Origin of the sequence: Bacillus sp. 522_BSPC, assembly GCF_001076885.1 — a bacterium.
Lineage (GTDB): Bacteria > Bacillota > Bacilli > Bacillales > Cytobacillaceae > Niallia > Niallia hominis.
Map to the genome: position 1 here is coordinate 1 of NZ_JVDT01000250.1, position 11,764 is coordinate 11,764.

The window sequence follows — 11,764 nt, forward strand, 5'->3', positions numbered from 1 at the left end:
GTATGAGTAAAATGTTTGTGGGTAGAAAATAATTTACCCTCTGGTTTGGTTGGTGGTCGTTAGACCGCCAACCAAACGCAAGCGCGGTAGTATGAGCAAAAATAAAGAAAAAGGGACTTTCTTTTTGTATAGTAGTGTTTGCGGACAAAACATACAAAAGGAGAAAGTCCCTATGAAACAAAATACCATAAAACTACCTACATTAAAAGAAATAGAAAGTGATTTATTTAAAACATTACAGGAAACTTTTTCGGAAGTTCTCGAGGAGCTGTTAACTGGGTATGACAGAGAAATAGCTGAACAACGAGATAAAGGAAGATATCAACTCAAAGATAAGAGAGCGATTCAGATGGACACCTTATTTGGATCTGTTTCAATTAAGCGAAATTACTATTGGGATCGTATCGGCAACAAATATGTCTATTTATTAGATCAATATTTACAGTTTGAGGGCGGTAAAGGATTTAGTCCAGTTGTGGAAGAAATGGCGATGGAATTGGCGGTTACTGGGCCATCATACAGACATGCATCTTCTACGTTAGAAAAATTACTTGGATACTCTGTAGCTAGTCATGAAGCGATTCGTCAACATTTATTACAAACAGAAGTTGTACCGAGCTTGCCAATCGAACCAAAAAGAAAGGTATTATTTATCGAAGTAGATGGCTTATTTATTAAACGGCAAGGTGGTAAGAAGCGCGGACGAGAAGAAAAGATCGCAGCTATCCATGAAGGTTGGTCTATGAATGGAAAGAGAGCCAGTCTTGTGGGAAAACGGCATTTTATTCATAAAGCAGAAGCACCTTTCTGGGAAGAGTTAGAACAATTTTTAATGGATACGTATCATTACGATCCAACTACTCATCTTTTAGCTATCAATGGGGACGGAGCTAGTTGGATAACTGCGTGCAGAGAGTATTTTCAAAAGAAAGCTTTTTTCACGATAGACAGATTCCACGTAGCTCGAGAAATCCAACGTATTTTTAAAGAACATCCTAGATATAAAGCGATACGAAAAAAGCTAGCTAAGTATGATGGAGAGGGATTATTAGTAGAGTTAAATAGTGCAGTGGCGACCCTGGATACAGAGAAAAAAGAAGAACGATTAGAAGCATTAATTAACCAGCTTTCTCCATATCCCGAGGCACTTGGAGACTATAGAATTTGGTTACAGGAACAAGGAATAGATACGAGTGATATGCGTCCGATGGGCAGCGCAGAAGGAACCATGAGTGTGTTTGCCAAGCGTCTGAAAAACGGAAGGGCATGGAGTGAAAAAGGAATAGATGCATTTATTCGATTCATGGTTGGCTTAAAAGATGGATTAGATATTAAAACACTGATCGGAACAATGACGAAACGATTGGAAGAGAAGGAATCAAATCATATAAAACCAAAATACTACCGTGAAAAACTAACCAAAACAGCAGGACAGGCAACAAGACAAAACATTGCCTATTTGAGTCAAACAACAGGAAAGCCACTATATCATGCGTTAAAAGCATTACAAGGATTTTAAAAAGGATTGTCGACGTTTAACTGTAAACTGTATTCTAAAAGGTTATGGATTTTAACAACATAGAAAACGCAGAGTGGATTGGAGCGAAAGGCACTTGACTCCTGCGGGACATAGAGGAAAGGTCGAGACCCCACAGCCGGAACGGCGAGGAGGCTCGACTTCCTCCCCGCGGAAAGCAAGTGCCTGTAGCGGAAAGGAACGGTCTATTGATCCCAAAAAATTTTACGAAAACAGCCTGACTATAAATAGAGTAAGTATAGAAAGCGTTAACAATAGAGATAGCAAACACACTGAAAAAGAGAGAAATTCCGACGATAAAAAATTTCTCCCACAAATACTTGACTCAAACCCCAATGTATAACTAGTAACATTGTTCTCCTTTATGATGTATAATTAAGGAAATGATTCACATCAAAAGGAGGAAACGCAATGGCTAAATCAGCGGCAAGAAAGAAACGGGAAAAAGCGTTAAGAGAAAGTGGATTTGATACAACGATGCGAAGAGGCTCCTGGGGATCCATCGTACCAATCACGAAAACAACAAAGACAAAACAGGAAAAATTAACACGAAAAGAAAAGAAATATAAACAAAACCATTCTTCTAGATATGATGAGAATGGTTTTTATTTTTGTGTTATTATTTAATACGCTTCTTTTCAGAATTCCAAACTACTGCAATAAATGGCAGTGATGGCTTTCATTCTAACTTTGCGTAAAATAACCACAAATTTTCACCCCTACTACTTCATCTATTAAGGCATTGCCTAAAATTTTTCTCCCTTATATAATAAATGTAATTACTAATTCGCAATAAAGGGGATTGACCGTGCAAAGTTTAAATTTAGAAAAACAAGAAGAACAACAAACACTCTCCTATTTGGATGGGGTGAAGGACTGTATTCCAACGTTACTAGGCTATATCAGCATTGGCCTAGCAATGGGCGTGGTAGGTGTATCGTCTGGATTATCTGTATTCCATGTTTTCTTTCTTGCCACATTTGTTTATGCAGGTGCCTCTCAATTTATTATCTGTGCAATGATTGCAGCTGCAAGTCCCATTAGTGCCATTATCCTTACTACATTCATTGTGAATTTGCGCCACTTGTTATTAAGCTCAGCATTAGCACCTAAATTCACACAATATTCCGTACTGAAAAATATCGGTATTGGAAGCCTTGTTACAGACGAGTCATTTGGAGTAGCTATTACGAAAATTGCTAGAAAAGAGCCTATTAATGATCGCTGGATGAATGGACTAAATCTTACTGCCTACCTTGTTTGGATTGGAGCATGTACAATCGGGGGATATATCGGTGGCTGGTTCCCAGATCCTGAACAATTTGGATTAGATTATGCTTTGCCCGCCATGTTTATTGCGTTATTAATCCTGCAATTGCAAACAATCAAACCTACTAAGCTGAAACACTATTTATTATTAATCACATTGATGATCATATGCATGCTTGTTTTCTCTACTTTTTTATCAAGCAGCTTAAGTGTCATTATATCAACAATCATTGTTGCTACAATTGGGGTGGTGACAGATAAATGATGAGTAACACTAGCTTTATTCTTTTATTAATTGGTTGTACACTTGTTACGTTTATTCCGAGAGTTATTCCATTTTTAGTAGCACGCAATTTCACCATTTCTGAACCAGTTGAAAAATGGCTTTCCTATCTCCCGGTATGTATATTTACTGGATTAATTGTAGAAAGTCTTTTAGAAACTAGCGGAAGTACTGGTATCCGTATTAATTGGGAAGCCCTTCTTGCGACTATCCCGACTATCATTGTTGCTTTTCTTAGCAAAAGCTTATTAACTACCGTATTATTCGGAGTGGTGTGTATGGCTATTGTGCGATTGAGTATGTAATTATTTTTGTTAAATGCCTCTTTTGCTTAAAGGGGGCATTTTATTTTAATGAAAACCAACTTCCCCTCTTCCTCCTGCTTTTTTGGCGTTCATCCTTCTCATAAAAGCCTCTCACTAACTAAAATTGCTATTTCTTCAAAATTAATCCAAAACTATACAAATCATTTTCCAAAACCATAAAAATTTACAAATTTATTGTACTTTCGTTTCCTTTCTATGAAGTTTATAATAAAATATTGGTTATATTATTGATATAATCATACTAAGATCGTTTGGATATTTTCGATATAAACGAGTTACTAGGCTCAACATTCAAAACTAAAAGTATTCATACATAAAAGAAAGGTGGCTATAATCTTGGAGATTGGCTCTAATTTTATAAAAAACATCATGAAAGAAGATTTAGAAACAGGTAAGCATGATACAGTTATCACTCGCTTTCCGCCAGAACCAAATGGCTATTTACATATTGGACATGCTAAGTCCATTTTTATTAATTTTGGGTTGGCAGATGAATTTGGCGGCAAAACAAACTTGCGCTTTGACGATACAAACCCTTTAAAAGAGGACATTGAATATGTTAACTCTATTAAAGAAGATGTAGAATGGCTTGGATATGAATGGGAAAATCTGCTCTTTGCTTCTGACTATTTTGAAGAAATGTACGAGCGTGCTGTTCTATTAATCAAAAAAGGGCTAGCTTATGTAGATGATTTATCTGCTGATGAGATTCGTGAATACCGTGGTACGTTAACAGAACCAGGGAAAGAAAGTCCTTATCGCACCCGTTCTGTGGAAGAAAATCTTCAATTATTTGAAGCAATGCGTAACGGAGAGTTTGGAAATGGTGAAAAGGTTCTTCGCGCAAAAATTGATATGGCTTCTCCTAATATTAACTTAAGAGATCCTGTTATTTATCGTATCGCCCATGCAACACATCATAATACTGGAGATAAATGGTGTATTTATCCAATGTATGCATTTGCTCATCCGTTAGAGGATGCGATTGAAGGTGTCACACACTCTCTTTGTACAACAGAGTTTGAAGACCAACGCCCTCTTTATGATTGGGTTGTTCGTGAATGTGAAATGGAAAGCACGCCTCAACAAATTGAATTTGGTCGTTTAAATATTACAAACACGGTAATGAGTAAACGGAAATTAAAACTCCTAGTAGACGAAAAATATGTGGATGGTTGGGACGATCCTCGTATGCCTACTATCTCTGGTTTAAGAAGAAAAGGTGTAACGCCAGAAGCAATCCGTAATTTCTGTATGGAATTAGGTATCTCAAAAGGATCTGGAGCAGTTGATTCTGCAATGCTTGATCATTTTGTTCGTGAAGATTTAAAATTAAAAGCTCCTCGTACAATGGGTGTCCTAAATCCTTTAAAAGTCGTCATCACGAACTACCCAGAAGGACAAATAGAAATGTTAGATGCGGAAAACAATCCAGAAAATCCAGAGATGGGAGTGAGACAAATTCCATTCTCTCGTGAAATTTATATTGAACAAGAAGACTTTATGGAGAATCCCCCGAAGAAGTACTTCCGCTTATTCCCAGGAAATGAAGTGCGATTAAAGCATGCTTACTTCATCAAATGTGAAGAAGTAATAAAAGATGAAGAGGGAAATGTAATGGAGCTTCACTGTACGTATGATAAAGAAACAAAAAGTGGGACTGGCTTTACTGGCAGAAAAGTAAAAGGAACATTGCATTGGGTGGAAGCAACGCAAGCTATCCCTGCTGAATTCCGCTTATTCGAACCACTTATTAGTGATGAAGAGGAGGAAATAGAAGAAGGAAAAACGTTCTTAGACTATGTAAATCCTAATTCTCTAGAAGTGATTCAAGGCTTTATTGAGCCAAATATGAAGGATGTTAAACCACAAGATAAATTTCAATTCTTCCGTCATGGCTATTTTAATGTGGACCCTAAATATACAACATCTGAAAAGCCTGTATTTAACCGCATTGTTTCCTTGAAAAGCTCATTTAAATTATAATATTTGCTAGAAATAAAGGGAGAAGAATAATCACTATTTCGATTAATCTTCTCCCTTTTTTCAATCACTTATATCCATGTCGTTGCAGGCTTAGTTGTATTAGCAAGCCAATCGTACTGCAGCAAACGTAATTCGAATAATTTCAATGGATCATGGAACATTTCCGGATTATTCTTTAAACGTTCTAGTAAATCTTTGTATTCCACTATGTCTTTTGATTTTTCTTCAGCAACCTGCTCTAATGTTACCTTTGGACTGATAAAGAACATCTTGATATCATTTTCCAATCCTTTTTCATAGAAATCAAAATGCTGTAAAACAGCTGCTGAAACAGATGAAACCACTTCAGAAAAGTCTTCCGTTTCGATATACTTTTGATATTTTGATTGGAGCATTTTTTTATTTTGTTGAATAGCTCCGAGTAGCTTCCCTGCACTCTTTAAAAATACTTGAGACGCATTAAAGCGATTGAAAATATTTAATGGATCGATTCGTAGCCCACTTGATAAGCGGCGTGCATCCCTTCTCCAATCTTCAATGATTGTAAAGTCACAGATAAGTTCCAAAGGATGCTCTTTATATATGCCATTAAATCCTTCACAAAGCTCTTGAAGAAATTGCTGCCCTTGCTCTAATTGTTTATGGGAAGAGTGAATCCATTCCTCTATACTTCGATGAACGCGCGGTGATAACGTTTCGTTTATATAGTGATTTATACGTTTATTCATCTCTTCATTAAGAGCAACATGCATCTTAGTAAAATCACTATCTTCTTTTACAAAATCCTTACAGCCTTTTAAAATAGCTGGAATATCTTTCTTCATTGCTTCTTGCGTTTCTGTTTTGATTTCTTCAAATTGTTTTGTAATTGATTCAATTTTTGACGTTTCCATATCCATAAGCTGATTTTTTGCACCAGTAAGCTTACTTACCATTTCCTCATACAATTCTAGTGATCCCTTTAAACTATTTTCCATATCTAGTCGCTTATCTAATAGATTTGTAATTAAATCTTGAATGATGGAAATGCAGCTTTGTAGACGTTCTTCCTTCATGTTTCTTCCTTCAAAATGCTGTTGATAGTAGAGACTGACCTCATCTAATTGCATTTTTCTATCCTCTTGCTTAGAATAGATAAATATTTTGCTATCTGGGAAATAATGCTGAATAGCAGCTGTTGCCTTTTGCAATCGTTTTGTTGCCACTTTCTCATTTTCCGCATCATCCATATAAATTAAGAATTGAACAGTTAAGAACGATGACTTTTCCTTCCATTGCTTTAATCGCTCATATTCATTATAAGAAAAAACAGAGTGTTCATTTATAACAAATAAGAGACTGTCTGCCAGCATGGCATAATCTGCATAAGATTCTTTTTCAACAAAAGGAGCAGTAGTAACAGTCCATCTATTTTGATTTAAAAAGTGAGAAGGTGTATCTAACTGAAACACTCTCGGATTCACAGAATCTGATTGTTGCATCAAAAGCTCTTTATAAAAATTGGTTAGTGTATCAATTGGACGTAATCCAGCGTTCGTTACTTCCTTAATCTCAAGATAATCATTATCTTTTACTGTTAGAATCGCGCTTGCTTCTTCCGCCAGAACAGTTTCCCCTACAAGCTCATTAATATAAGCATTCACACCACTTCCATGTGATCCTACCATCAATAATTGATAATGATCAGATGGAAGGTAATCCTGCACTTTTTGGGTAAATTTCTTATCTAGTGGAATATCATGTTTATCTGCCCAATCTATAATAGATTCAAATAAATTCATAAATTGTTGGAACGAAACATTCGCTTCCGGTGCTTCATTAATGACCATTTCAGCTTTTGATACAACGGAATATTCAATAGAATGTTTAAACATTTCATTCCAAGCTAAAACAGCAGATGCTGCAACTACAACATGTCTTCCAGCAGAAGATAAGAAATAATTGGATAAAAGTGCTGGAACGATTTCTTGTACTTCTTTAATAGGATAGCTACCACTAATTAAATGAGCATATGCTTTTTCTAATATAAGCGTCAGTCCCTCTTCAGCTTCACTTGGTGCTGGCTCATAGACTGTATTAAACACAGTTACCCATGTTAAATAATGTGCGCTATCTTCATAGTTTTTCCATAATGATATCGCCAATCTCTCAAAAGTAGCAGTATCTAATTCTTGAAGACTTTTCAAGTTTTCCATAAAATAAGATGGCTCAAACTGATTGATTACACCAAGGTTGCTATAATGAATCAGCGCTTCATACCATTTTAATGCATCTGTTCTTTTCCCTTCATTAACAGCAAGCTGGATTGCTTTTTCCCAATTTTGCTGTTCTTCATAATACGATTTAGCAACAGTTGTTATATTGGCATAATCAGGATTAGTTGCGACAAGATTATTGATAATCTCTAACGCCATTTCATGATTTTCTTTTTGAAAATATAAAGAAAATAGCTGCATCGAAATTTCTGTCTTTAAAAGATCAGAATCGGTAACAATTGATTTATAAAAGCTTTCTGCAGTTGAATATTCCTCTAATTCCAAATAGGCATCTGCAAGGTTCTTTTGCGCCCATGGTTCTAATTCATTACTAATATTCTCCCATTTAAAAATAGCCGCTTCATAATCATGGTATTGAAAATATAATTCCCCTTGCGCAAAGCGGATAGAAGTTAAATCAGGAACATTTTTTCTTTGTTCAGCAATATATAATTGTCCTAAGACTTCAATTGGTGATTCGTCTCTATCTTTTAAGTATCCTTCATAATACGTTTTTTCGATTAGTTTTTTTTCTAATGTCATAACTTCCCCCTGCCATCCATTTAGAGTGTCTTCCTCTTTTTAAAATACTATCTTTATGCAAAAATCTTTCTAATTATGTCTTAGTAGGCTATCCTTCATTGTAGCAAACTAGATTATTTCATGGATTTCTAATTTGAATCAATCTCTTTACAATATAATAACAGTTAGGTAATCCTACCTGTTTTTCCTACTTAACTGAAGTCTCTATCATAAGATTGCAGAATGTTCGCTCTTTTATCACACTATTATATTTAGATTACTTATTATTATTCTCTTCCTCTAGTGCCAATCGTACCTTTCTTTCCTGCTTTATCTATCCAGAAAAAAAGTTCCTTGTATCTTTTGACCTACTTAAAAATCTTTCTCTAGTTGATTTGATATAAAAAGAAAATGATCATCCCTTGAATTTGGAGACCATTTTCTTTTTTCACTTACGGAGTTGTGCCAGTATTTGCATCAGGAAGGATAATGTCACCAAATCCATTATCTTCTCCACTTCCGCCAGGAGTAGAATAAACCGTAACAGACGTAGACACCGCTTCACTAGAACCTACTTCATTTGTGGCAGTTACTGAGATCATATACGTTTGTCCAGGCTGTGGCCTCTTCAATGTGGCTTGTTGCTCTGACGTCGTTGCTAAGGTTTGAGGGATTCCATTAACCGTAAAGGAAACAATGTATTGGTTATTTTCACCTTCGCTACTAGGTTGCCAATGAATCAAAATGCTATTTGATGCTTGATCATAGGTTGCTTGGAGATTGCTTGGACTGTTTGGTGCTTTGGCTTGTTCCTCCACTGTGATGGCAGTGGAAGCTACATCACTTTTTACTCCTTCTACACTTGCCACAACCGTAAAGACATATTCTTCGCCTTTATGAGGATTCGGAAGAATGACCTTTTTATCCTTTGTAGACGTTAAGTTTGTTGTTTTTCCATCTACTGTATAAGTAACTTCAAAGCTTGTTTCAAAACCGCTAATCGAAGAGTGGTTCCATGCTAATTCAATTTGATTTGCTTCTTCCTCATAAATGGCGCCAAAATCGGTTGGTGTCACTGGTTTCGGCGGTTGTGGTTTCTCTCCACCCTTTACGTAATACTCCATTCCCGATTTCCCAACACTTTCAGGCTGCTTAAATCGCTCTTGACTTGTTGCTGCCTTCGACATAATGGCTTTGAAAACGAGTAGGGAAAGATCGTCTGTTGTGCTATTTAAATAATCACTCGAAGAAGTCGTTTTATCATACCCAGTCCATACGGCTCCAGTATATTGTGGAGTATACCCCACAAACCATGCATCCCTTACAGCATTATTTGGGAGGCTGTATTTCGTAACGGTTTTTTCATCAAAGTTCGTCGTTCCGGTTTTTCCAGCAAGGTCTATATTAGCGATATTCGCCTTAGCCCCAGTACCTGAATGGACGACTGACCTTAGCATATCGGTCACTAAGAAAGCTGTATAATCTGCCATTACTTTTTTCTCAGTCGGTGCTAATTTCTCAACACGCCCATTTGAATAGACAATTTTTGTTATAGTATGGGGTTCTATATAGTAACCAGCATTACCAAAGGCAGAGTATGCACCGGCCATCACAAGTGGAGAAGCCGCATCAATCCCACCAATGGAGTTTGCTTCATTTCCTTTTTGTTCATCTGAAATTGGGAAACCTAGACTTCTAGCAAATTCAGTTGCAGCTTCTGCACCAACTTCTTGAAATGTTTTTAATGCTGGAATATTGCGTGACCAAACAAGGTGGTCTCTAATTGTCTTACTCCCTGCATAGGTACGATTTGCGTTTCGAATCGGAGTCCCATCACTGTAATGATATTTTTCATCTTTTATCTTATGGGCTGTTGACCAGTTCAATTTTTCAATGGCAGGACCATAGTCAAGAATCGGTTTAATTGTCGAACCTGGCTGACGTTTCATCATAATGGCATAATTATAAGAATTAGTTTGAAAATTTCTCCCACCACCAATTGCTTTAATTTCTCCAGTTTGTGTATCGGTAATTACAACAGCTGTTTGCAGCTTTTCATTTTCTGGGAAGCTGACATAATCATTGGTGGACAGCACATCTTCTGTCAATTGTTGTATGTCAGAATCGATGGTTGTATAAATTTCTAATCCATCTTCGAAAATATTCGCATTTGTTTTGTCTTGTACCTCCTTTAACACGGTATTTACAAAGGCCTCATATTTATTTGCTTTCGGTTTCTGTATGTTTATCGTCTCTTCAATAGGGGTACTTTGTGCTTCTATCATTTCTGATTTGGAAATATAATGATGTCTATTCATATAGTTAAGAACCATATTTCTTCGTTCTTCTGCACGTTCTAAGTTGTCTTCAACGATTGGCATGTATCGATTCGGACTTTGTGGAATTCCTGCTAAAAGCGCAGCTTGTTCAAGTGTTAATTGGTTTAATTCATCCACATTTAGACCAAAGAAACGCTCCGATGCTTTTGCTACTCCATAAATATCGCAACCGTATAAGTTTTTGTTGAAATACATTTCCAGTATTTGCTCTTTAGTAAAGCGACGTTCTAGTTGAATTGCTAAGTACCATTCCTGGATTTTTCTTGTTGGTGTTTGTTCAATCGATAAAAAAGAATTTTTTACTAGCTGCTGTGTTATGGTACTTCCTCCACCACTTTCTAACGATCTTGTCGTAATTACTTTAAAAATCGCAACCATTGTTCGTTTTACATCAATTCCGTGATGCTTGTAGAAACGAGAATCCTCGGTTGCTAAAACAGCATCCTTTAATACCTCTGGAATTTGTTCTATACCGATATCATCACGTTTTTCTGTCCCTACCTCGGCGATGACTGTTTTTCCATCACTAGCAAATAAGCTAGACGATAAAGGGTCTTTTAATAATGTTTCGTCAAACTTTGGAGCATCTTTGATAATCAAAATAATTGCACCAACTCCAACCAAAAAGAGTACAACTCCAACGATAAGGCTAAAATATAAGAGTTTTTTCCAGAATCTTCTCTTTGGTTTCTGATTCTTTGATAAACGTTGTTCTTCTTGTAATTTTTTTCTTCGCTCAACGCGAGAATGATTATTTTCAGTCATTCGAGTAGCTGCTAATAAAATATAAACATTCCATTTTGTCTATATTCACTTTCTTAATAGCAGATTTTTCACCTCATTTTCGATTTTGTATGATCTAGTAGAGAAAATAGACACAGCTTTAAATAATATGTTTCTGTTTTAGTGTTATAGATTTTCACTTTAAAAATTCGTTTGAAAAATATGTTTTTTGATTTACAAATCATAGCATCCAATCATTTTTGACAAAAGGAGAGAACTGCTAGATTTATGATAATTCTTTTATAAGAGTAAAAATAGGAGGGAATCCATATCTTTTAAATGTCTAACTGGGGAGCTATTTGAGGTTAAAGGGACTTATTTTTCCTAATTTATCAAGAAAGCACTTTGTGATTTAAAATCCGATGTATATAATCAACGAGAATCCAAAGAGGGCACTGAAAAAGTCTAGTTCTCCAAATTAATGAGGTTTTATTTATTTGAAAGCAAATAATAAGTTGGTTTGG

Annotated in this window: 7 protein-coding genes; 5 read left to right on the forward strand and 2 right to left on the reverse strand. The window is 36.0% G+C overall.

Translation table 11 applies throughout. The features are described from left to right. Positions 1–172: 172 nt before the first annotated feature. The 5 genes from ADJ83_RS20730 (at position 173) to ADJ83_RS20755 (ending at position 5,401) form a co-directional block, all read left to right on the forward strand. The gene (locus tag ADJ83_RS20730) at positions 173–1,519 is read left to right on the forward strand and encodes an ISLre2 family transposase (RefSeq protein WP_048717475.1); all 1,347 of its coding nucleotides are present in this window, start codon (positions 173–175) and stop codon (positions 1,517–1,519) included. 429 nt (positions 1,520–1,948) lie between these two features. Beyond that, positions 1,949–2,164, forward strand: coding sequence for a hypothetical protein (locus tag ADJ83_RS20740; RefSeq protein WP_048719012.1), 216 nt, complete (start codon positions 1,949–1,951; stop codon positions 2,162–2,164). 181 nt (positions 2,165–2,345) lie between these two features. Further along, a complete protein-coding gene (locus ADJ83_RS20745; protein ID WP_048719015.1) occupies positions 2,346–3,071 on the forward strand; it encodes an AzlC family ABC transporter permease in 726 nt (241 codons plus the stop codon). Then, positions 3,068–3,394: an AzlD domain-containing protein gene (locus tag ADJ83_RS20750; protein ID WP_031539531.1), complete on the forward strand. Its 327-nt coding sequence runs from the start codon at positions 3,068–3,070 to the stop codon at positions 3,392–3,394. The genes ADJ83_RS20745 and ADJ83_RS20750 overlap by 4 nt, the downstream gene beginning before the upstream one ends. 357 nt (positions 3,395–3,751) lie before the next feature. Beyond that, positions 3,752–5,401, forward strand: a complete 1,650-nt coding sequence (locus ADJ83_RS20755; protein WP_048719018.1) for a glutamine--tRNA ligase/YqeY domain fusion protein — start codon at positions 3,752–3,754, stop codon at positions 5,399–5,401. 68 nt (positions 5,402–5,469) lie between these two features. Here ADJ83_RS20755 and ADJ83_RS20760 read toward each other — a convergent pair whose 3' ends face one another. Continuing rightward, positions 5,470–8,199, reverse strand: coding sequence for a tetratricopeptide repeat protein (locus ADJ83_RS20760; protein WP_035416695.1), 2,730 nt, complete (start codon positions 8,197–8,199; stop codon positions 5,470–5,472). Positions 8,200–8,630: 431 nt separating this feature from the next. Beyond that, on the reverse strand, positions 8,631–11,282 hold the full coding sequence (locus ADJ83_RS20765; RefSeq protein ID WP_053094386.1) for a PBP1A family penicillin-binding protein: 2,652 nt from the start codon (positions 11,280–11,282) through the stop codon (positions 8,631–8,633). Positions 11,283–11,764 lie beyond the last annotated feature (482 nt).

Bases quoted from the DNA above. Each gene is read 5' to 3' on its own strand.
- ADJ83_RS20730 (WP_048717475.1), top strand. From the start codon at position 173: ATGAAACAAAATACCATAAAACTACCTACATTAAAAGAAATAGAAAGT.
- ADJ83_RS20765 (WP_053094386.1), bottom strand. From the start codon at position 11,282: ATGACTGAAAATAATCATTCTCGCGTTGAGCGAAGAAAAAAATTACAA.
- ADJ83_RS20740 (WP_048719012.1), top strand. From the start codon at position 1,949: ATGGCTAAATCAGCGGCAAGAAAGAAACGGGAAAAAGCGTTAAGAGAA.
- ADJ83_RS20760 (WP_035416695.1), bottom strand. From the start codon at position 8,199: ATGACATTAGAAAAAAAACTAATCGAAAAAACGTATTATGAAGGATAC.
- ADJ83_RS20750 (WP_031539531.1), top strand. From the start codon at position 3,068: ATGATGAGTAACACTAGCTTTATTCTTTTATTAATTGGTTGTACACTT.